The sequence below is a fragment of the Nitrospira sp. genome, from assembly GCA_024760545.1.
Lineage (GTDB): Bacteria > Nitrospirota > Nitrospiria > Nitrospirales > Nitrospiraceae > Nitrospira_D.
This window is the reverse complement of sequence record CP060501.1, coordinates 3,258,334-3,281,544: the sequence shown is the minus strand read 5'-3', so window position 1 is coordinate 3,281,544 and position 23,211 is coordinate 3,258,334. Positions and strand designations below refer to the sequence as shown.

Genomic DNA, 23,211 nt, shown 5'->3' with positions numbered 1-23,211 from the left:
TTCAACTCCTCTAAAAACACTTGTGCTGCAGATCGAGCCGGATCACGTTGCTGCGATGGAGGAGCATCCAGGTCTGCGGATCGCAGCACGCGGCTCAACTGCAGCACAGAATGACGTTACCAGCGATAATGGGCGAACGCTTTATTCGCCTCTGCCATCCGATGCACGTCTTCCCGCTTCTTGACCGCAGCCCCGGTATTGTTCGACGCATCCATCAGTTCGGCTGCGAGCTTTTCGCGCATGCTCTTACCACCGCGCGTACGGGCAAATTGCGACAACCAACGCAACGCCAACGATACCCGGCGTGCCGGCCTGATTTCGACCGGAACCTGATAGGAGGCACCTCCCACCCGGCGAGACTTGACCTCAACGATCGGCTTCACATTGTCCACAGCCGCCTTAAATACCTTAAGCGGATCGCCGCCGGTCTTCTCTTGAATAACGTCGAAGGCTCCGTAGCATATTCGTTCAGTCGTACTCTTTTTCCCGCTGCTCATCAGCGTATTGATAAACTTCCCCACCAACTTATCTCGATACCGCACATCGGGAAGCACTTCACGTTGACCTAAAAATCTACTGCGTGGCATGTTGACCTATTTCAATCCGAGTTAGAACCACCTAAACAATTACCCTACTTTGGCCGTTTCGCCCCGTACTTTGAACGACTCTGCTTTCGATCGGCCACTCCCACGGCATCCAGGGCACCACGAACCAGGTGATACCGAACGCCCGGAAGGTCTTTGACACGCCCTCCACGCACAAGCACGATCGAGTGCTCTTGGAGATTGTGTCCAACACCTGGGATATAGGTTGTCACTTCCATGCCGTTTGTGAGACGCACACGCGCAACCTTCCGCAAGGCTGAATTCGGCTTCTTTGGCGTCGTCGTGTAGACGCGAAGACAAACGCCTCTCTTTTGTGGACAGGACTTCAGGGCCGGACTCTTCGTCTTCGCCTTCACAAACATCCGGCCTTTTCGAACTAGCTGATTGATCGTCGGCATCGCGTTTAGACCCTCTCGAGAAACACAAAACCACCAGCCGTCAAGAGCAAAGCCGCAGGATTATAATGAGGCAACTACATCCTGTCAAGTGGTCGGGATTTCCCGGCCTCATTATGACCGAGTCGCCTCTCCCGTCACTGCTGGAACAGGCGCATCAGATGTCACAGCGGCCGCCGCAGGTGCGGCGCTTACCGCTGCAGTTTCAGGCTTTTCACTGATCACGAACGTATCGCGATACTCTTCAAATCCGGACCCAGCCGGAATTAATCGACCGACGATGACGTTTTCTTTCAGGCCCAACAGATTATCCTCACGCCCATTGATCGCCGCTTCCGTCAGGACTCGTGTGGTTTCCTGGAAAGACGCCGCCGAAATAAAGCTGTCGGTTGTCAATGCCGCCTTGGTGATCCCAAGCAAAACAGGCTTGCCCAAAGCCGGCTTCCCATCCTTGGTGAGCACTCGTTCGTTTTCTTTTTCGAACAGGCTCTTGCTGACCTGGCTGCCCGGCAAGAATTGCGTGTCACCCGGATCTTCAACCCGCACCTTGCGCAGCATTTGTCTCACGATAATCTCAATGTGTTTGTCGTTGATCGAAACACCTTGCAATCGATAGACATCCTGTACTTCGTCCACCAGGTATTTCTGCAATTCGTTGGGGCCGAGCACATCGAGGATGTCATGAGGATTCGCCGATCCATCCATCAATGGCTCTCCGGCCCGCACCCAATCACCTTCGTGGACATTGACGTGCTTACCCTTTGGAATAAAGTATTCCTTCACATCACCCATCTTGTTGTCGACAAGAACTTTGCGCTGGCCTTTCACGAACCCGCCATACGAAACCTCTCCATCGATCTCAGTGATGACTGCCTGTTCTTTCGGCTTCCTTGCCTCGAAGAGCTCGACGACACGCGGAAGACCGCCGGTGATGTCCTTCGTCTTGGTCGTTTCACGAGGAATCTTTGCCAGGACGTCCCCGGCATACACGGTGGCGCCCTTCTCGACGAAGATGTGCGCTCCGACCGGCAACAAGTACCTCGCCACGGCATTGGATCCGCCGGGCACTTTCGCTGTCTTGCCGTTGTCGTCTTTGATCGACACACGAGGACGGAGAGTCTGGCCGGTATGTTCGATGATCACCTTGCGCGATAAGCCGGTCACTTCATCGAATTCGTCTTTCATCGTGACACCTTCGACGATATCGCCGTAGGCGACCCTTCCACCAACCTCGGTCAAAATCGTGAGAGAGTAGGGGTCCCACTCAACCAATTTCTGACCCACGACCACCGGATCTCCGTCTTTGATTTTAATCTTGGCCCCATATACGACGGGATATTTCTCACGCTCCCGCCCGCTGTCGTCGACGATCGCAATCTTCGTATTGCGGTTCATGACGACCCATTCGCCCTCTTTGTTCCGCACTGCGATCCCAGAGTTGTGAATGTCCGCGTTCTTTTTGGCATCGAAGCTCATGAATTTGATTCGCCCGGCATGCTTCGCCTCAAGAACCGTCTGTTCGACGACCTTACTGGCCGTACCGCCGATGTGAAAGGTCCGCATGGTCAACTGCGTGCCGGGCTCGCCGATTGACTGTGCGGCGATGACACCGACCGGCTCACCTTTTTCCACGAGACGCCCACGGGCCAGGTCACGGCCATAACAGGCACGACACACACCGCGCGGTGATTGACAGGTCAGCACGGACCGGATCTTGACACGGTCCACCCCGGCTTCAACGATCGACTTCGTCAATTCTTCATTAATCTCTTCATTCCAGGATACGATGATTTCTCCCGTGACAGGGTCGCGGATATCCTCTGCCGCCAAGCGACCAAGGACGCGTTCCTCCAACGGTTGGATAATCTCACCGCCTTCGACCAGAGCGCTGACGATAATGCCGTCGCGCGTACCGCAATCGATTTCATTGATAATGACGTCTTGAGCGATATCGACCAATCGCCGCGTCAGATAACCCGAGTTCGCGGTCTTCAACGCCGTGTCGGCGAGACCTTTACGAGCGCCGTGAGTCGAGATGAAGTACTGCAACACCGTCAACCCTTCACGGAAGTTGGCGGTAATCGGAGTCTCGATGATTTCACCGGACGGCTTGGCCATCAAACCGCGCATACCGCCCAACTGCCGAATCTGTTGCGAGCTGCCTCGAGCGCCGGAATCCGCCATCATGAAAATGGGGTTGAACGATTCCGCCTTGCCCGGATCGCCTCCCGCACCAAGCTCTTTCATCATCTCGTTGGCAACTTGTTCCGTCACATGCGCCCAAATGTCGATCACCTTGTTGTAGCGCTCTCCATTGGTGATCAAACCCTCTGAATACTGCTTTTCGATCTCATTCACCTCGCGCTGTGCCTTCCCGATAAAGTCTTCTTTCTTACTCGGGATGTGCATGTTGTCGATACAGATCGACAAGCCGGCCTTGGTCGCATAGGTAAAACCTATATCTTTGATCTTATCGAGAAACTCGACGGTGTCCCGATGACCGGTCTGACGGTAGACGGCGTCGATCAGCTTCGTCATCTCCTTCTTGGTCATGAGCCTGTTCGCATTGGCGAACGGCAAGCCTTGAGGAAGGATTTCCGAAAGCAACACACGACCGACAGTCGTTTGCACCATCGCGCCCGCGAGGCGGACCTTGATCCGCGCATGCTCTTCCACTTCTCGCGCGTCGAAGGCGATCCGAACTTCTTCGGGAGACCCAAACACCTTGCCCTCGCCCCTTGCACCAAGCCGTTCTTTTGTCAGCCAATAACACCCTAGCACCATATCCTGAGACGGGACCGCGATCGGCTTGCCGTTGGCCGGCGACAGAATGTTGTTGATCGACATCATCAGGACCCGCGCTTCGACCTGCGCCTCGACAGACAACGGCACATGCACCGCCATCTGATCTCCGTCGAAGTCCGCGTTGAACGCCGCGCAGACGAGCGGATGCAATCGAATCGCCTTACCTTCGACCAGCACGGGATCGAACGCTTGAATGCCCAGCCGGTGGAGCGTCGGAGCACGATTCAGCAACACGGGATGCTCACGAATCACTTCGTCAAGAACATCCCAAACCTCCGGCCGCTCTTTTTCGACCAGTCGCTTGGCGCTCTTAATGGTAGTTGCCGCTCCCCGAGCTTCGAGCTTGTGGAAAATGAAGGGCTTGAACAACTCCAGCGCCATTTTCTTAGGCAAACCACATTGATGGAGACGCAGCTCAGGGCCGACGACGATGACGGTACGGCCGGAATAATCAACGCGCTTCCCCAGGAGGTTCTGACGGAACCGGCCCTGCTTGCCCTTCAACATATCGCTCAACGATTTCAGCGGACGCTTGTTGGGTCCACGAATCGCGCGTCCGCGCCGACCGTTGTCGAACAGGGCATCCACAGCTTCCTGCAGCATCCGCATCTCGTTCCTGATGATGACGCCAGGCGCCTTGAGCTCCATCAACCGCTTCAACCGATTATTCCGATTGATGACACGACGATAGAGATCGTTCAGGTCGGACGTGGCAAACCGTCCGCCATCAAGGGGAACCAACGGGCGCAGCTCGGGAGGCAGCACCGGGATGACATCCATGATCATCCACTCCGGTTTGTTCCCGGACTTGCGAAACGCCTCCAAGACTTTGAGACGCTTGGCGTACTTCTTCTTCATGGCCGCCGATGTCGACGCTTTCGCCTTTACTTGTAGGTCATCCCATAGCGCATTGATATCGATCTTCCTCAATAAGTCACGGATGGCTTCGGCACCAATCCCAACCTTGAACCCACTTGAACCGAATTCTGAGATGAGCGTGCGAAGCTTATCCTCCGGGACCAATTCCTTTTCCGACAGATCGGTAGAGCCCGGGTCCACGCACACATAGCTTTCAAAGTAGAGAATCTTCTCCAACTGCTTGAGGCTCATGTCGAGCAAGGTTCCAATCCGGCTTGGCACACCCTTCAGAAACCAAATATGCGCGACAGGCGCGGCCAATTCGATATGCCCCATACGCTCACGACGAACCTTCGATTGAATGACTTCGACGCCGCACTTATCGCAGACAATTCCGCGATGCTTCATGCGCTTGTACTTGCCACAATTGCATTCCCAGTCCTTGGTGGGGCCGAAAATCTTGGCGCAGAACAGCCCATCTTTTTCCGGTTTGAACGACCGATAGTTGATCGTTTCCGGCTTCTTGACTTCACCGTACGACCAGGACCGGATCTTCTCGGGCGATGCAATGCGAATGCGCATTGAATCGAACGACACCGAATCCCGTTGTTTTTCGAATAATGTATATACGCCTTCCAAGGTAGTGACCTCCTCTGATGCCGGTTTTTCACCGGCACACAAGCGGTTAGTCTTGCGTCTTGACCAACTCTACATCGAGTCCCAAGCTCTGTAATTCCTTGACCAACACGTTGAACGACTCAGGCAACCCTGGTTCGAGGAAAGGCTCGCCCTTGACGATCGCTTCGTACATGCGTGACCGGCCCGGCACATCGTCGGATTTCACGGTGAGGAATTCCTGCAGGGTCGAAGCCGCACCGTAGGCTTGCAACGCCCAGACTTCCATTTCTCCCAGACGCTGGCCACCGAATTGAGCCTTACCGCCAAGTGGCTGCTGGGTCACGAGTGAGTACGGGCCAATGGACCGTGCGTGGATTTTGTCGTCTACCAAATGGTGGAGCTTGAGCACGTACATATATCCGACCGTCACCGGACTGCCGAACTGTTCGCCAGTCTTCCCATCGATCAGCTGGGTTTGACCGCTCGTCGGCAGCTTCGCCTTCTTCAACAGGTCCTTGATTTCCTTCTCCGATGCTCCATCAAACACCGGACTCGCCACCTTGATCCCCAAAGCCCTGGCCGCCCATCCAAGATGGGTTTCCAGAATTTGCCCTACGTTCATACGCGACGGCACGCCGAGTGGATTCAGCACGATTTCCACAGGGGTCCCGTCCGGTAAATAGGGCATGTCCTCCTCGGGCAAGACCCGCGATACCACGCCCTTGTTCCCATGACGGCCGGCCATCTTGTCACCGACTTGGATCTTGCGCTTCATCGCGATGTAGACCTTGACGAGCTTGATCACACCGGGAGGCAATTCATCGCCCCGTTTCAAGCGGCCGACTTTCTCGTCGTACAGAGTCTGGAGAATCTCAATCTGTTCTTTCGCGCGCCGTTCGACGTCTTCCAGTTCTTTTTGTTCGTCAGGATCGCTCAGAATGATGTGCCGTACCGTATCGTCGGGCAATCGTCTGAGAATCTCCGCTGTCAGCTTGCCCTTCTTCTTCAAAATAACGTCGCCGCTCTCCGGATCCATGAGATCGCGACCTACGACCTTGCCGAGCAACAACTTCCGAATCTTCTTCGTCTTTTCTTCATCGATGATCCGCAGCTCTTCATGGTGGTCACGCTGTAACTTCATCTGGTCATCGGTCTCGATGCTCTTCGAACGTTCGTCCTTGTCGAGCCCTTTACGCGAGAAGATCTTGACGTCGACCACGATGCCCTCCACTCCAGGAGGCACAGTCAACGACGTATCCTTCACATCGCCGGCCTTCTCGCCAAAGATCGCCCGGAGCAGCTTTTCTTCTGGGGTCAGCTGGGTCTCGCCTTTGGGCGTGACTTTACCCACCAGAATGTCGCCCGGCTTCACTTCCGCCCCGATACGGATAATCCCGCTCTCGTCCAGATTCCTGAGCGCCTCTTCGCCGACATTGGGAATATCCCGCGTGACGTCCTCCTTACCCAGTTTGGTATCCCGGGCTTCCACCTCGAACTCTTCGATGTGGATCGAGGTGAAGGCGTCTTCGCGGACCAACTTCTCGCTGAGCAAAATGGCGTCTTCGAAGTTGTAGCCTCCCCATGGCATGAACGCGACGAGCACATTCTTCCCTAGCGCGAGCTCTCCATGATCGATCGCAGGCCCGTCTCCCAATACCTGTCCTTTCTTGACCGGCTGCCCGATTCGGACCACAGGAGTCTGGGTGATGCAGGTGTTTTGGTTCGACCGCTGGAACTTGATCAGGTCATAGACGTCTAACCCGGAATCCTTACCCTTCTTGCCGTCTTTCGCATCGGCCCGCACGACGATACGGGTTGCATCGACACTTTCTACGACCCCGGCACGACGAGCCTGGATGACATATCCTGAATCTCGAGCGACCACGGCCTCCATTCCGGTCCCGACGAGAGGAGATTCGGACGTCACCAAGGGAACCGCTTGGCGTTGCATGTTGGAACCCATTAGCGCGCGATTGGCGTCGTCGTGCTCCAAAAATGGCACGAGGGCGGTCGCCACACTCACCACTTGCTTCGGCGAGACGTCCATGTACTCGATCTTATCCGGAGCCGCCAACACAAAGTCTCCCCCGTGACGACAGGAGACCGTCTCTGAAACCAACCTGTTCGTTCCATCTAATTTTGAGTTGGCTTGGGCGATGATATATTTGTCACCTTCGATCGCTGAGAGAAATTCAATTTCATCGGTGACACGCCCTTTGACAACCTTTCGATAGGGTGCCTCAATGAACCCAAACTGGTTGATGCGCGCATAGGTCGCCAGGGATGTAATCAACCCAATGTTCGGACCTTCCGGCGTTTCGATCGGACAAATTCGACTGTAGTGGGACGGATGCACGTCTCGGACTTCGAACCCGGCCCGCTCTCTCGTGAGTCCGCCCGGACCAAGCGCTGACAGTCGTCGCTTATGCGTGATTTCAGCCAGCGGGTTCGTTTGGTCCATAAATTGAGACAGCTGGCTGCTGCTGAAGAACTCCTTGACGGCCGCGACCACCGGTTTCGCGTTGATCAGATCGTGGGGCAGTACCGTTTCCATATCGAGGAGATTCATGCGCTCCTTGATGCTTCGCTCCATGCGAACCAGGCCCAGCCGGAACTGATTTTCGAGCAGCTCACCGACCGACCGTACACGGCGATTGCCCAAGTGGTCGATGTCGTCGATTTCGCCTTTTCCGATTTTCAGGTTCACGAGGTAGCGGATGACTTCCACGATGTCCTGAGCGGTCAGGGTGCGCTGATCGAGCGGCAGATCCAATCCAAGTTTCTTGTTGAGCTTGAGCCGGCCGACCGGGGACAAATCGTAGCGTTTCGAGTTCAAGAATAAATTGTCGAACAACGCCCGTGCCGTATCGACGGACGGAGTCTCACCGGGACGGAGACGGCGATAGATTTCCACCATCGCTTCCTCCTTCGACCCGATTTTCTCCATTTCCAACGTATCGAGGATCACCGGCGTCGCGGTGGCCATATCGAGATAGATGACCTTAAATTCCTCAACATCGCTCTCGACAATCTGTTCGACGATCTCGGGGGTCAAGCGCTGATTCTTTTCCGCCAGCTTGTTCTTCTTCGAATCGAGCAATTCCGTGAGAATGGCACGCCCCACCAACTCGGTCGGAAGCATGGGAATTTCCTTCACGCCCGACGCCTTCAGTTTGGCGATCATGCCTTTCGTCAGCCTGGCGCCTTCCCGGACTATCGGTTCCTTGCCACCCTTGTCCGTCACCTCTGCGGAACACCGAAGCCCATGATGGATTTCCGGGTCCAACTTGCGGAACATCTTGCCCTTCGATACCCGAATTTCTTCGACCGGGTAGTACATTTTGAGCAAATCGTCGCTCGAAAACCCAAAAGCCTTCAATAAGATGGTAGTCGGCATCTTCCGGCGGCGATCGATGCGCACATACAGGATGTCTCTCGCATCGAACTCAAAATCGAGCCAAGAGCCTCGATAGGGAATAATTCGTGCCGAGTACAACACTTTGCCGCTCGCATGGGTGCGTCCCTTGTCGTGTGTGAACGACGCGCCAGGAGATCGGTGAAGCTGGCTGACGACGACTCGCTCCGTTCCATTGACGATGAACGTGCCTCGCTCAGTCATCAACGGCAATTCACCGACATAGACCTCCTGCTCGCGCACATCCAGCACTTTCTTCCGAGGTCCCTTATCCTCCTTATCAAACACGACCAAACGGACACGCAGCTTCAACGGAACCGCAAAGGTCATACCCTGCTCAAGACATTCGCGTTCGTCGTATTTCGGTGTCCCTAACGTGTAGCTCGAAAATTCGAGTACCGCCGTATTGTTATAGTCCGGGATCGGGAAGACACTGGCCAACGCCGCCTGCAGTCCATGATCCTTCCGACGTTCCGGCTCGACTTCAAGCTGCAAAAATTCTTCGTAGGAACGCTTTTGGATTTCAATCAAATCCGGAATATCGATGTTGGTTCGAATACGAGAATAATCTTTCCGCTCGACGAACTCCTGTAGAGTCGTTTCGGACATGCCTACTCCTCCACGCGGGTTGATGGTGAACAGCAGTCACCAGTCATAACACGCTCATGAAAAGACGACCGTCGTCAGCCTCACCGACTAACGAATACCCAGTAGCTATGACGAATGTGCTTACTTGACTTCGACCTTGGCACCGCTTTCTTCGAGCTTCTTCTTCATCGTATCGGCTTCTTCCTTGGTCACGCCGGCCTTGACCGGCTTGGGCGCCCCTTCCACAAGGTCTTTGGCTTCTTTGAGTCCGAGGCTGGTGAGCTCGCGCACCACCTTGATGACTTGGATCTTCTTATCAGCCGGAGCGGACGCGAGGATGACGTCGAATGCCGTCTTTTCCTCGGCAGGAGCCGCTGCTCCACCACCTGCAGCCGGCGCTGCTGCCATCGCGACCGGAGCCGCTGCCGTCACGCCAAACCGCGTTTCCAACCCCTTCACCAGTTCAGCAAGATCGAGCACACTCATGCTTTCGATCGCCTTGATCAATTCTTCCTGCGACAATTTCCCTTCCGTAGCTGGCATGTCCCCTTCTCCTTTCCGTTTATCCTGAATGGCTGCAATGACTCTGACGAACTTCGATAAAACCGCGTTCAACGTATAGACGACGCCGCGAATCGGCCCTTGCATGGCCGAGAGCAGCATGGCCACGAGAACTTCTTTCTTCGGCAGTTTCGCAACGGCGGCCAGCTCTGCGGGCTGGAGGATCTTCCCTTCCAGCACTCCGGCCGTCATGCGAATCTTTTCTTCTCGCTTCTCCGCGCCGATGAAATCCTTCAGAACTTTGGTCGGCAACACAGGGTCGTCGTACCCGATGACCACCCCGGTCGGACCTTTGAGATGCGCCTTGAGGCCGGCCAACACCGTGCCCTCGGCGGCACGAGCCGCCAACGTATTTTTCACGATACGATATTCGGCCTTCGCCCCACGGAGCTGCTTTCGCAACTCTGTGACCTGGTTCACAGGCAGGCCGACACATTCAGTCAAGATGGCGAGACGAGCGCGACCGAACTTTTCGGCCAATTCCGCCACCGCTGTAACTTTCTCTTCCTTCTTCATCGCTCTCCTTCTTCGAAGAATCGTCAACCGTCACTGATGAGTCGTCGACCAGGAACCATGGGTGCCCTGACGGACGCGTGACGAAAGACGTCGTTCGACTAACTCCACTGCTTCGTCAGCGCGACGGTATCCAATTTCACACCGGGACCCATCGTGCTGGAAATCGTGGCGCTCTTGAGATAACGCCCTTTGCATGAGGCCGGCTTAGCCTTGATGACGGATTCAAGGATGGCCGAGGCATTGTCGTACAGTTTCGTCGGATCGAACGACACTTTCCCAACCGGTACGTGCACGATACCGGCCTTTTCGACCTTGAACTCCACACGACCCTTTCGGATGTCCGCGACAGCCTTTCCAACCTCGAAAGTGACTGTCCCCGTCTTAGGATTCGGCATCAATCCCCGAGGCCCCAGCACCTTACCGAGTTTTCCGACCGAGGCCATAAGATCAGGCGTGGAGATCGCGCAATCGAAATCCATCCATCCACCCTTGATTTTTTCCATCAAGTCATCAGCCCCGACGTAGTCGGCACCCGCTTGACGCGCCTCCTGCTCCTTTTCGCCTTTTGCAAACACGAGGACACGAACCTTTTTCCCCGTTCCGTGGGGAAGCGAAGCCGTTCCTCGAACCAGCTGATCGGAGCGTTTTGGATCGATTCCCAGCCTAAGCGCAAGATCCACCGACTCATCAAACTTTGCAAAGGCCGATTTTTTCACGGTTTCAACGGCCTCACGCAATCCATACACGCGAGGCTCAACGTTCTTGATCGCCGTATCCATTTTCTTTCCCATACCTGCCGCTCCTTCGCTCTCGCTATTATCCTTGAATGACGACGCCCATGCTGCGGGCGGTACCCTCGATGATTTTGGCCGCCCCCTCCACATCAGCCGCATTCAAATCCGCCATCTTTTTGCGGGCAATTTCGTTCAATTGCTGTCTCGTGATTTTCCCAACCTTATCTTTCTGCGGCACACCAGACCCCTTGATGATCCCCGCGGCCTTTTTAAGGAGATCCGAAGCAGGCGGCGTTTTCATCACGAAGGTGAAGGTACGATCCTTGTAGACCGTAATAATGACGGGGATGATACTGTCTCCGTCCTTCTGGGTCTTGGCATTGAACTGCTTGCAGAACTCCATGATATTGACTCCATGCTGGCCCAGCGAGGGACCGACAGGAGGAGCTGGATTGGCCTTGCCAGCCGGAATTTGCAACTTGATCTGCGCCGACACTTCTTTCGCCATTTCTTCCTCTTTCTCCTTACGCGATCAGCAATCAGCTATTGACGTCAACCGTGATCTGGGCTGACGTCGGCCGATCGGTCTATATCCGTTCCACTTGTAAAAATCCTAATTCAACCGGGGTCGACCGGCCGAATATGCTCACCATGACCTTCAACCGGCTATGGTCCTGATCGACTTCATCAACCACACCGTTGAACCCCAAGAATGGGCCATCGATGATGCGAACGTTGTCGCTCTTGATAAACTTGACCTGTTCGCGTGGTTCAGCCTGACCCGCATCGACTTGCTTGAGCAAGGACTCCACTTCCTCGCTGGTCAGCGGTGTCGGCACGGCGCCCCCTCCGACAAACCCTGTCACTTTTGGAGTTTCCTTGATCATTTGCAACGTCTCATCCCCCAATGGAGACTCCAGTTCCACAAGAACATAACCCGGAAAGAACTTTCGCCGGGAGGTGCGTCGCTTGCCATCCTTGATTTCAATCACATCTTCTGTCGGAACAAGCACCTGCCCGAGCTTCTCGACAAGCCCCATTTGATTCGCACGCTCCACGAGACTGGTCTTCACGCGCCCCTCAAAACCCGCGTACGTATGGATGACGTACCAGTTCTTTGTCATGCACCACCCTCAGGTCTTCGATGAATTACCGCGGAATCTTCCTACCCATTTTTCAGGAGGCTAAATGACCTTGCCCACCAACCATGAAAGGAATGAATCGATGACGGACAAGTACAACGACATTAGGATACAGAACACAATGACCACCGTTGTTGAGCCGACGGTTTCTGCACGACTCGGAAACGAAACCTTTTTCATCTCCGCCCGCACGTCCGTCACAAACAACCGAATCGATTCTGTCATACGCTTAAACATTGCGACTCCGCTTCTATCGTCCTATTAAGAACTACCCAGCCGGTTACGTCAGACCTGCAGTGCCTATCCGACGACCACACTCAACACCCCCCCTGACTCCCGGTTCGAGCAAGCTTGGGGTGGCAGGGGCACTAGGATTTGAACCCAGACTCTCGGTTTTGGAGACCGATGTGCTACCATTAACACCATGCCCCTCCCTGAATAGTGCCGAGTCCTGAGTGCCGCGCTAACCGGTTCCTTCACAAACCTCGCACTGCGCGCTCAGTACGCTATTTCACTTCCTTATGAGGCGTGTGCTTTCGGCAGAACTTGCAGAACTTGTTTCGTTCCAACCGATCCGGATCGTTCTTCTTGTTCTTCATGGACGAGTAATTCCGCTGTTTGCAAAGCGTACACGCCATGTCGATAATTTCTCGCATTGTAGTCCTCGTTATTCGTCAACCGTCACAACATCAAGCGAAGGATTCGTCTGCCCGTTTTCTCCGGTTGACTGACCATCGACGCTTGCCGTCCGTTTTACGCCAGAATTTCCGTGACGACCCCGGAGCCGACGGTCTTGCCCCCCTCGCGCACGGCAAACCGTAACCCCTGATCCATCGCGATCGGGCTGATCAACTCCCCCGTCACACTCACGTTGTCCCCCGGCATCACCATCTCGACCCCCGGATTGAGCTGCACCACCCCGGTCACATCCGTCGTCCGGAAGTAGAACTGCGGCCGATACCCGTTGAAGAACGGGGTATGCCGACCCCCCTCTTCCTTGGTCAACACATAGATTTCCGCCTTGAACTTCGTATGCGGCGTAATGCTCTTGGGCTTCGAGAGCACCATGCCCCGCTCCACGTCTTCTTTCTTGGTCCCCCGCAAGAGCACCCCAATGTTGTCCCCCGCCTGCCCTTCGTCGAGCACTTTGCGGAACATCTCGACGCCCGTCACGATGGTGCTCTGCGTCGGCCGCAACCCCACGATCTCGATTTCATCCCCGACCTTCACGATGCCCCGTTCACACCGCCCCGTCACGACGGTGCCCCGGCCGCTGATGGTGAACACGTCTTCGATCGGCATCAGGAACGGCTTGTCAATGGGCCGCTGCGGCGTGGGAATATAGGTATCGACCGCCTCTAACAGCTTCATGATGGCCGGAATCCCCAACGGCCCCTGGTTGCCTTCCATGGCTTGCAGGGCACTGCCTTGGACGATCGGGGTCTTGTCCCCTGGGAACCCATACTTGGAGAGCAGCTCCCGCACTTCCAACTCGACCAACTCCAACAGCTCTTTGTCGTCGACTTTGTCGGCCTTGTTCAAAAACACAACGATGTACGGCACCCCCACCTGCCGCGCCAATAAGATGTGCTCCCGGGTCTGCGGCATGGGGCCGTCTGCGGCGCTCACGACCAGGATCGCCCCGTCCATCTGGGCCGCTCCGGTGATCATGTTCTTCACGTAGTCGGCGTGGCCCGGACAGTCCACGTGCGCATAGTGCCGAGCATCGGTCTCGTACTCGACGTGGCTGATGGCAATGGTCATGATTTTGGTCGCGTCCCGTCGCCCTTGGCTCTCGCTCGCCTTCGCCACTTCGTCGTAACTGATGAATTTCGCCATCCCCCGATCCGCGCACACTTTCGTCAACGCCGCCGTCAACGTCGTCTTCCCGTGGTCCACGTGCCCGATCGTCCCAATGTTCACGTGCGGCTTCTTCCGCTCGTATTTCGCCTTCGCCATACCCCACTCCTTTGTCTAAAACACAAAAGGTAAAATCCCGCTGTGCTCCATGCCCTGCGCTTCGAGTCGAGCAAGCCTACACAAAACCAAGAGCCCAACACGCGAGGCGTCTAGTCGACCGCTAAGATCACTCCTACTTGGCTCCCGATAGTGTCAAGCGCGGTATGGAGCCCACGACGCGGATCGAACGCGTGACCTCGTCCTTACCAAGGACGTGCTCTACCAACTGAGCTACGTGGGCATTCGGCGCGTCAAGGGTCATTCGTGCAACCAGGCTCTCCTCAATCTATCTATTTCAACTACGACGCTTGACGTTGACTCTTACCGCCCTAGCACCAGCTTTTTGGAGCGGGCGATGGGATTTGAACCCACGACAGCCAGCTTGGAAGGCTGGAACTCTACCACTGAGCTACGCCCGCCTACTTTCCCTTCTTCATTCACATACAGATTCAAACCAAAACTCTTGAGGTACGCTTCTGACTCGCCCACTTGCAAGCTCGCCGGTACGAGCGAAGCTTGGTTTGGTGGGCAGGCAAGGATTCGAACCTTGGAAGACATAAGCCAGCAGATTTACAGTCTGCCCCCTTTGGCCGCTTGGGTACCTGCCCGCAATGTTTCATTGTTCTATGCAAACCAAATTTGCAGCACAAATAGAGGACGCTCTCACCGACCAATCGTTCAACAAAGACAAGTAGGCCTACCCGTGCACAACTCTCTTTCTCGAATCATTGAAGATTGATCCGCTGAGGTGCTCGGACAGGCTAGATCACGAAATGCTGGATTCTATTGATGAACTTTCTCCGTGTCAAGAGGAGAATTCGGCTCGGGTCCTTTTAATTTGTCATGTCCTTGAAACTCGGACAGGGGGAGACCCTGGAGAATCCTGGTAAAGTTTCTAATCGAACTATAAAATCATATTGAAAACCAAGAACTTGCCTCATTAAGAGTGTTGCCTCATCCAAACTGAGCTGCGACGGCTTGCCCAAATATCTTTTCTGCGCGAGGCGCCGTTCATCCGGATCTTCTGGGACGTAATACCCACGGAGCTCTCCTTTCTCAAATGCCACTTGGAATCGGCGTGTCCATTCACTGGCCTGTTGCCGCTCTTGAAACATTGATTTGCCGATCTTGCGCTGCACCTCAAGCTGGTTCCACACCACCCAACCAATGAAGACTGCCCACGTTTCATTGAGCGCTTCCCACGACTCTACCGGTGTCAAGTAGCGCGATTCCGTCTCATCTTTTCGCTGGGCAATCGGAGTGATCTCCACTTCTCCATATCGACAGGCTTGCCACTCTCTCGCGAAGCGCAGGAGTCCTTCGGGGCGCTGGTCGCTCTCAGTGACTGCCAAGTAATCCATATAGGCGTGGAACAGTTCATGATAGAGCACCTCCAATTCCTTGTGCGTCATCTTGCCAAGCGGTTTGAGCGTCCTTCCAGCGGCATTAAATGACAACGACCGATTAAGGACCATTCGATGCTCGCCGAGATGGTATTCGGCAGCGTAGGTCCGAAGATCATCGAATTCAAAATGAATAAAATCAGGGGGCAGTGCTTTCAGAAACTTGGTCGGCAACCGTAAGCGTTCCGCGTCATCGATGAGACGTGCCCATGTCTGGCCCGCACTCCGCTCTTCATTCGACGAGATGGCCGAGGCTTCTGCGAGGAAGGCCGACCCCGACCAGCAGCACCACACCAGAAACAATCGGATCGAGAGGTCACTCATACAGGCGGGGAAGGAGAGCCAGCGCGCAACGCCGGAAACTGCGTGATTAATAGTACGGGTCTCGTGCCATCCCCCAGTCCTCTCGTCCACCCTCCTCTATCAATGCGAGTGTATCGAGAAGATCCGAGGACACATGGTCCAGAAACCTCGAAGGTTTTGAAAGCAACATTCCGCTGGTCCTGTCGTACACGTTGATGGGATACGTCAAAAACAAATGGCGCTTCGCTCGAGTCACGGCCACATAGAAGAGCCGCCGCTCTTCTTCCAATTCGTCATCCGTGAGAAAGGAATAGGCGGACGGAAACCGACCATCCACCACCCAAATCACAAAAACGCACTGCCATTCCAGTCCCTTTGCGGAATGAATCGTCGAAAGCACCAGCCGCTCATCATCGCGATCAGGCGCCTCCACATCCACCGCACTGCCATCCGGCGGTTCCAGCGCCAAATCGGCAAGAAACTCATCGATGCCATGATACCCCTCGGCAATCGTGTGAAGGTGATCCAAATCTCTCGTACGCTTCGGATAGTCGTCGTACTGATCTTTGAGGATCGGAAGATAGTACTCGTAAATGTGATTGACTTGTTCAGCGGGCTGCCGGTCATCCGATCCACCCAGACTCTCCAAGGTATTGGCTAGATCCTTGAGACCTTGTCCAGATCGGCCACTCACCCCGCGCAGCACATCAAAGGGCCGTTCAGCTTTCACAATCGCAGCGAGTAAGTCCTGGGCCTTCTTCGGCCCCACACCTTCCACCAACATGAGGACACGATGCCAGCTGACCGTATCAAGTGGATTCGAGACCACTCGCACATGGGCCAGCAAATCTTTGACATGCGCCGTTTCGATAAACTTCACGCCCCCGCGTTTGATAAAGGGTAACCCCTTGCGCGAGAGTTCGATTTCCAGGTCAAAGGAATGAAAACTCGACCGAAACAGCACAGCCACTTCGCTCAGCGGCACTCCCTCTTCCCGCAACTCAAGAATCTTCTGCCCAATGAACCGTGATTGCGCATTTTCTCCGGCCGCCTCGACCAATGCCGGCAACGGCCCATCGATCTTTCTCGTGAAGAGGCGCTTCGTATACTTCTCCGCCGCTTCCTCGATAATGCAGTTGGCCAAGTTTAAAATCGGCTGGGTGCTGCGATAGTTTTCTTCAAGCTTGTAGATCGTCGTGCCGGGAAACAGCGCCGGGAAATCCATGATGTTCTTAAAAGTCGCGCCCCGGAACGCGTAGATGGATTGAGAATCATCGCCGACCACCATCACATTCTGATGCGTCGCCGCCAACTGGCGAATGACTTCGGCCTGCAAGCGATTCGTATCCTGATATTCATCCACGAGGATGTAGCGATACTGACGGGAAATGTTCGCGCGAGCCGCCTCGTCCAGCAACAAAAGCTGTCGCAGCATGACCAACAGATCGTCGTAGTCCAACAGTTGCTTTTGACGTTTCGCAGTTTGATAGGCTTTCTGAAGCCGCCCGAGCTCCTCTGAGTGATCGGCAAAATGGCTGAACTCCTCCAAGATGATCTCGTCGAGACTGCGTAAGGTATTCTCGCTCTTACTGATCATTTCCATGATCGTCCCCTTGCGGGGAAAGCGCTTGTCTTTTTCGTTCAGACCCAGCTGCGATCTCACCAGCGCGATCAAATCTTCCGCATCGCCCCGATCCAGAATGGTGAACCCCGGTTCGACGCCGATGGACCTGCCGTGCCGCCGCAGCAGCATGTTTGCCACCGAGTGGAACGTCCCGCCGCAGACCCGCCGGCTACTCATTCCGATCAGGTCGCCGGCGCGCTCCAACATTTCCTGGGCCGACTTCCGCGTAAACGTAAGGAGGAGAATGTTGGACGGGTCCACGCCGGAATCGATCAAATAAGCCACGCGATAGACCAATGTGCGTGTCTTTCCGCTCCCAGCACCCGCAATGACCAGCGAGGGACCATCGCCCGCCGTCACCGCCGCCAGTTGCTGGGGGTTCAACGCCGCAGCATAGTTGATGGTCAACTTGCGCGGTACGGCCTCCTCAGCAGGCCGCTTCAACACATACGTTTTAACTTCTCTTTCCATGGAGATACGGGAAGAAATTGTTAGACGATTCGATCATTCGGGAAGAGTCGTTCTATACCATACTCCACCAGTATTTTCACAGCGACATCATCACCCACAACTTGATCACCAGCCAAACCACGAAGGCAATCATGAACATCAGCAGCGCCACCGTACCTCCGATAATTCCGACCACGTAGAACCAATCGGTATGGGTCTCACGGCCCGGTTTCATCGCAGCCTCGCGAAGCAGCGCGGCATTCCTCGCGTGACTCCGAAACCACACCGAGAAAAGATCTCCGACAATCGGAACTGCTCCCACCGTGCCGTTGATCAGGAGATTAAGACTCATGCGGGCCACCACGATGCGCGGTAGTTGCAAACGCGTCGCCAGCGCAAGAATGATCGTGCCGATCAGATTGGCCAACACATCGCCGACTCCGGGAATGAGTCCCAAGAGCGGATCGAGTCCTAAATAGATCGACGTTCCCGGAATCTTGATCGTGGTATCCAGCGCCTTGGCAAGCATATCCGCAATCGCGAGCAGGTGTTCGCGCGCCTCATCGCGCGGCAACACCTTTACGCGAGGCTCCGACTCCGCATCCTGCGCCGGACTGAATTCCATTTGATGAGCCCTCTGATTCCGCAGAACTCACTCTATCGGAAGGGATGGTTTACGGCAACATAGCGAGAAGCTATCCGTCACGCTTTGAATGCCGCTCCGGTCTCCGCTATAATCCGCGCTTTACTAGGAGAATTCATGGCCACTGCCAATACTCAATATAAGGAACAGCTTCGCCAACTGGCTGAACTGATGCTCGCCGTGTCGGGCGAATCGGTCACCATGATGAAACGCAATGCGCCCGAACAGGCGCTGAAGCTCAAACGCCAGGAGGAATGGGGCATCTATTTGGAATTTCTCAAGATCATGTTCAATCTCACGGACAGACTGGTGGCCCTGCACGTCCCGTTGAAGGACCAGATGGAGTTCATGAACGGGTTGGAAGACGCCGTGACGCAACAGTTGAAACGCGCACTGGAACCGGCATTCGGGGCTAATGCGGATCAAATGGAAATCGTGCTGACCATTGGCACCACGGTAGCGGAGAGCCGCCGAGTATACGAAAAATACAAATTCTTGATCACGGAAGACTCCAAGACCAAGAATGAGATGTTTCATGACTTCGGCGAGAAAGTAACGGAGGCCCTCGGGGCGCCCGGCAATGTCCAGCTGAGCTCAGCCGCAACGCTCTGTGCCAGCGCGGCGGTTCCCGCGCTCAGCGCGGTGTTGCAAGGACAAGCGCCACCCTCTCCTGAAATTGTGCAAGGCGCGCCTACTTCCGACCAACCTACGATTGGACAGCAGCGATCGACCGGTCAGGACATTAAGCTTGTCAGCCTGATGTCGAGCGTATCGGGCGAAGAGGTTGAGACACGCTGGGGCCTTCATCCGCAATTCCGCAACGACCTGACGCCGACCGAACTGCAGCAACTCACCAAACTGCTGAACCAGGTTGCGAAAATCCTTGGCGAACGTTATGCCGCCGTGGCATTCTCCGAAGAATGGGCCTCGTGGCATAAGGCAGGGCATGCCTGATCCAAACCCGTGGTCGCCCTCCACAGCCTGTATCCATGCCTTATTTTGACCTAAGGAGTGTTTGTGGATTCTCAGAATAATGACGTAACCAGTTCCCCCAATCCTCTCCCCCAGAGCCTCAACCGCCTGCCTGAACTGGCGCGGAATCTGTGGTGGAGCTGGACCTTGGAAGCTCGTCAACTGTTCGAAGTGATCGATCCGACCTTGTGGTTTCTCACCAACCATAATCCGGTCAAACTCCTTGCTGATGTCAAGGCGGACCGGCTCACGCGCTTGGCCGAGGATCCAGCGTTTCTCCGTCAATACTCAGCCGTGTTCCGCCTGTTTGACGAGTATCTTGCCAACAAAAAGAGTTGGGTGGGAACTCACCATGCCGACTTGACGAAGACGACCATCGCCTACTTCTCGGCCGAATTCGGCTTACATGCCTCCGTTCCCATTTATAGCGGCGGCCTCGGCATCTTGGCCGGTGACCATTGTAAGGAAGCGAGCGATCTGGGTTTACCGCTCGTCGGTATCGGATTCATGTATCCGCAAGGCTATTTTCGCCAACGGATTACGCCGGAAGGATGGCAAGAGGCGGCCTACGCCCCGTTCAACCGTGACGAGTCTCCAGTGCATCCGGCGCTGACTCCCTCGGGAGAGCCTTGCCGGTTTGCGGTCGAGATGGGCAACCGCCGTGTGACCGCGGCAGTCTGGAAAGTATTGGTGGGACGGATCCCGCTCTTCCTCATCGATACCGACGTGCCGGAAAACAGTCCCGAAGACCGCGCTCTTTCGGCTCGTCTGTACGGCGGCGATCAGGAAATGCGGCTGTGTCAAGAAATCTTGCTGGGCATCGGCGGCGTGCGCATGCTGCGTTCGCTCGGTATCTCTCCATCAGTCTGGCATGCCAACGAAGGTCACTCAGCATTCCTCACACTGGAGCGAGTACGCGAATTGGTCCAAAAGGGTTCATCCCACGCGGAAGCCAGCGAACTTGTCCGTCAGAGCACGGTCTTCACGACGCACACGCCCGTGCCGGCCGGGCACGATGTATTCCCGCACTATCTGATGGATCGATACTTTGCAGGCTACTGGGAACAATTGAGCCTTTCGCGTGACGAATTTCTCCGACTCGGTGAAACTCCCGAGTCGCGCGGACAAGGCTTCAACATGACCGCCCTGGTCATGCGCTTGTCGGCCCACGTCAACGGCGTAAGCCGCGAGCACGGCCGCGTCACGCGCGAGATGTGGCACCACTTCTGGCCAGGGTTGCCGACCGACCAGATACCGATCCGCAGCGTGACGAACGGGATTCATGCACCGACATGGATCTCGCCGGAACTCCACCATTTATACAGCAAATCACTCAGCCCGACCTGGACACACACCTGCGACGATCCGGCCATGTGGCAGCGGGTGATGGATATCCCAGATCATGAACTGTGGACCGTTCGACAAACGATGAAGCGGAAGCTGATGGGGTTTATCCGCGATCGAGCCAGAAACGGTTGGATGCATGGGCACCTGCAGCCGTCTCAAGTCCTCACGCGCGGCACGCTGCTGGATCCCGAAGCGTTGACGATCGGGTTTGCCCGACGATTCGCGACCTACAAACGGGCAACCTTACTCTTCCGAGACCTGGAACGGTTGAAGGCTCTCCTCCAAGACCGATGGAGGCCGGTGCAACTTATCTTCGCGGGAAAGGCCCACCCGGCCGATGAACCAGGGCGATACTTTATTCATGAAGTGCTGAGCTTCTGCCATGATCATAAGCTGGGAGGTCGCGTCGCATTCCTCGAAGATTACGAGATGCATATGGCGAAGTATCTCGTCCAAGGCGTCGACATTTGGTTGAACACCCCTCGATTTCCGCTGGAAGCCAGCGGCACCAGCGGAATGAAAGCCGCCCTGAACGGCGTGTTGAATCTGAGTGTTCTTGATGGATGGTGGGTCGAGGGATACAACGGGGCCAACGGCTGGGGCATCCAGCCGTTGAGCGAGCAGGCCGATCCGCAAGCTCAAGATCACCACGATACCGAACAGCTCTATCGCATGTTGGAACAAGAAGTCGTGCCGCTGTTCTATCAGCGCGATCGTGACGGCATTCCCCGAGGTTGGCTCCAAATGGTCAAAGAATGCATCCGTACCATCGCACCCCAGTTCTGCACCACGCGTATGGTGAAAGACTATGTCAGTCTAATGTACCGTGGCGCCACGGTACGTCTGCCGACGACATGGTAGCTCGGTTCGACGTTGTAGGTCGGCGTCACCCAGAGCATCCAGGGGTCAACCCACTCCGCACCCGGCTGGTACGAGGCGCGCTCCTTCTCAGTCTCATCACAGCGCCTCTCTATACCGCATCGGCAGAAACTCCTGCCGCGGTCGAATCGAAAGCTGAGGCCCTTTTCAAAGCCGGTGACTACCCAGCCGTCACGGCTCTCTTCCGAGAGCTGCCACCTGATGCCAGGCCGTCGCGACAATTCCTCCGCCTTTCCCTGTTAAGCTACGTCCGCACTGGGCGAACAGATGAAGCGCTCGCGATTTACGGGAAATTGAACCAGCTGGGACAGTCTCACGACTCTTCACTCCTTCGCCCATTGGCACTCGGCGTAATTACCAGCCATGTTCGGGACCGGAAAGAGCATGTTCGTATCGCAGCCTATTCGGCCTTGGCAGACTTGGGCCTGCCGGAAACTGCGGCGTTGTTAGAGGATGGCCTACTTGATACCTCGATTGTCGTACGGGCGCGCGCGGCAGAGGCGATCGGGAAAGCCGGACTCGCCGCGAAGTCCGGCGCATTACGCCGTGCCCTGCGTGATGAGATGCCGACCGTCCGCATCGCCGCGATGACCGCATTGGGAGAAGCGAACGCCGCCGATGTTCGGCAACGGTTGCTCGACGTTGCGCGCTCTGAAGACGGGCCTGAAGCCATTTTCGCGTACGCAGCCCTGTTTAAGCTGGGCCATTCCGAGAAGCTGGACGACATCACCAGCGCGGCCACGTTACCGGATGCGGAATCGAGAATGGCGGCGTTGGGTGTCTTAGGGCGCCTGAAGCGCCCGGCAAGCCTGGCAGTCCTTGCCCAAGCTGTGTATGATCCCGATCCATCCGTGCGTGCCTTCGCTGCCGGAGCGCTGGGAGAGTTCGGTTCCCCCGGCGGCGTGGCTCCGTTGACACATGCCATAGGGGACGAAATGGCGATGGTTCGCGGCGTGGCCGCCGCAAGTCTGGGGAAACTCGGGATCAAGGAAAACCGGCCTCTGTTGATGGCGCTCACCAGGGATCCGAATTTTCACGTCCGTGCCAATGCCGCAGAAGGGCTGCTGCACCTCGGAGAGGCCTCAGCGATTACTCTCGCGTCTGATCTGGCCCGGCATCCCGACCCTTCCATTCGCGGCGCGGCAGCGCAGGCTTTGAGCGCATCCTCCGGCGAACAAGCGCTGACGGTTCTACAAACCCTACTGCAGGATCAGCAGCCGCTTCCTCGCCTAATGGCCGCCAAGGCCTTGCGAAAAGGCAGTGACAACGCTGTGCCCTCACTGGTGAGAGGGTTACAAGACTCCGATGAAGCCGTGCGAATCGCTGCGGCGAACAGTCTGTTACAACAGCTAGGCCGGCTGAACCCATCAACACGTCGCCGCTAACTGAGGACC

General features: G+C 55.8%; 16 protein-coding genes, 4 tRNA genes and 1 pseudogene. 3 read left to right on the top strand and 18 right to left on the bottom strand.

Features of this window, described 5'->3' with window-relative positions; translation table 11 throughout:
- Positions 1-116: 116 nt before the first annotated feature.
- The 18 genes and pseudogenes from rpsG to H8K03_15385 all read right to left on the bottom strand — a co-directional run bounded on the left by rpsG (position 117) and on the right by H8K03_15385 (position 18,601).
- Positions 117-587 (bottom strand): 30S ribosomal protein S7, encoded by a 471-nt coding sequence (gene rpsG / locus H8K03_15470; GenBank protein ID UVT19188.1) that lies wholly within the window; start codon positions 585-587, stop codon positions 117-119.
- A 44-nt stretch (positions 588-631) separates the two neighbouring features.
- Complete coding sequence (locus H8K03_15465) at positions 632-1,003, bottom strand: 30S ribosomal protein S12 (protein ID UVT19187.1); 372 nt, start codon at positions 1,001-1,003, stop codon at positions 632-634.
- A gap of 204 nt (positions 1,004-1,207) precedes the next feature.
- A pseudogene (rpoC, locus tag H8K03_15460) lies at positions 1,208-5,302 on the bottom strand (DNA-directed RNA polymerase subunit beta').
- A 46-nt stretch (positions 5,303-5,348) separates the two neighbouring features.
- Positions 5,349-9,305: a DNA-directed RNA polymerase subunit beta gene (rpoB, locus tag H8K03_15455; GenBank protein ID UVT19186.1), complete on the bottom strand. Its 3,957-nt coding sequence runs from the start codon at positions 9,303-9,305 to the stop codon at positions 5,349-5,351.
- Positions 9,306-9,425: 120 nt separating this feature from the next.
- Positions 9,426-10,361, bottom strand: coding sequence for a 50S ribosomal protein L7/L12 (gene rplL, locus H8K03_15450; GenBank protein UVT19185.1), 936 nt, complete (start codon positions 10,359-10,361; stop codon positions 9,426-9,428).
- 98 nt (positions 10,362-10,459) lie between these two features.
- Positions 10,460-11,152 (bottom strand): 50S ribosomal protein L1, encoded by a 693-nt coding sequence (locus H8K03_15445; GenBank protein ID UVT19184.1) that lies wholly within the window; start codon positions 11,150-11,152, stop codon positions 10,460-10,462.
- Between the two features lie 25 nt (positions 11,153-11,177).
- Positions 11,178-11,603, bottom strand: coding sequence for a 50S ribosomal protein L11 (gene rplK, locus H8K03_15440; GenBank protein UVT19183.1), 426 nt, complete (start codon positions 11,601-11,603; stop codon positions 11,178-11,180).
- Between the two features lie 79 nt (positions 11,604-11,682).
- A complete protein-coding gene (gene nusG / locus H8K03_15435; GenBank protein ID UVT19182.1) occupies positions 11,683-12,219 on the bottom strand; it encodes a transcription termination/antitermination protein NusG in 537 nt (178 codons plus the stop codon).
- A 60-nt stretch (positions 12,220-12,279) separates the two neighbouring features.
- Complete coding sequence (gene secE / locus H8K03_15430; protein ID UVT19181.1) at positions 12,280-12,474, bottom strand: preprotein translocase subunit SecE; 195 nt, start codon at positions 12,472-12,474, stop codon at positions 12,280-12,282.
- A 120-nt stretch (positions 12,475-12,594) separates the two neighbouring features.
- Positions 12,595-12,669 (bottom strand) — tRNA-Trp (locus H8K03_15425).
- Positions 12,670-12,743: 74 nt separating this feature from the next.
- Positions 12,744-12,893, bottom strand: coding sequence for a 50S ribosomal protein L33 (gene rpmG / locus H8K03_15420; protein UVT19180.1), 150 nt, complete (start codon positions 12,891-12,893; stop codon positions 12,744-12,746).
- 97 nt (positions 12,894-12,990) lie between these two features.
- The gene (tuf, locus tag H8K03_15415; protein ID UVT19179.1) at positions 12,991-14,196 is read right to left on the bottom strand and encodes an elongation factor Tu; all 1,206 of its coding nucleotides are present in this window, start codon (positions 14,194-14,196) and stop codon (positions 12,991-12,993) included.
- Positions 14,197-14,361: 165 nt separating this feature from the next.
- Positions 14,362-14,437, bottom strand: a tRNA-Thr gene (locus H8K03_15410).
- Between the two features lie 103 nt (positions 14,438-14,540).
- A tRNA-Gly gene (locus H8K03_15405) sits at positions 14,541-14,615 on the bottom strand.
- 103 nt (positions 14,616-14,718) lie between these two features.
- Positions 14,719-14,804 (bottom strand) — tRNA-Tyr (locus tag H8K03_15400).
- A 225-nt stretch (positions 14,805-15,029) separates the two neighbouring features.
- Complete coding sequence (locus tag H8K03_15395; protein ID UVT19178.1) at positions 15,030-15,923, bottom strand: hypothetical protein; 894 nt, start codon at positions 15,921-15,923, stop codon at positions 15,030-15,032.
- Positions 15,924-15,969: 46 nt separating this feature from the next.
- Positions 15,970-17,997, bottom strand: a complete 2,028-nt coding sequence (locus H8K03_15390; protein UVT19177.1) for an ATP-dependent helicase — start codon at positions 17,995-17,997, stop codon at positions 15,970-15,972.
- A 76-nt stretch (positions 17,998-18,073) separates the two neighbouring features.
- Complete coding sequence (locus tag H8K03_15385; protein UVT19176.1) at positions 18,074-18,601, bottom strand: DUF4112 domain-containing protein; 528 nt, start codon at positions 18,599-18,601, stop codon at positions 18,074-18,076.
- A 135-nt stretch (positions 18,602-18,736) separates the two neighbouring features.
- On the opposite strand from H8K03_15385, the gene H8K03_15380 reads away from it, so the two are divergent.
- The 3 genes from H8K03_15380 (at position 18,737) to H8K03_15370 (ending at position 23,202) form a co-directional block, all read left to right on the top strand.
- Positions 18,737-19,573, top strand: a complete 837-nt coding sequence (locus tag H8K03_15380) for a hypothetical protein (protein UVT19175.1) — start codon at positions 18,737-18,739, stop codon at positions 19,571-19,573.
- Between the two features lie 63 nt (positions 19,574-19,636).
- A complete protein-coding gene (gene glgP / locus H8K03_15375) occupies positions 19,637-21,799 on the top strand; it encodes an alpha-glucan family phosphorylase (protein UVT19174.1) in 2,163 nt (720 codons plus the stop codon).
- Positions 21,793-23,202 carry a HEAT repeat domain-containing protein gene (locus H8K03_15370; protein ID UVT19173.1) on the top strand — a complete coding sequence of 470 codons (1,410 nt, stop codon included), beginning with the start codon at positions 21,793-21,795 and terminating at the stop codon, positions 23,200-23,202. The genes glgP and H8K03_15370 overlap by 7 nt, the downstream gene beginning before the upstream one ends.
- Positions 23,203-23,211: the final 9 nt, after the last annotated feature.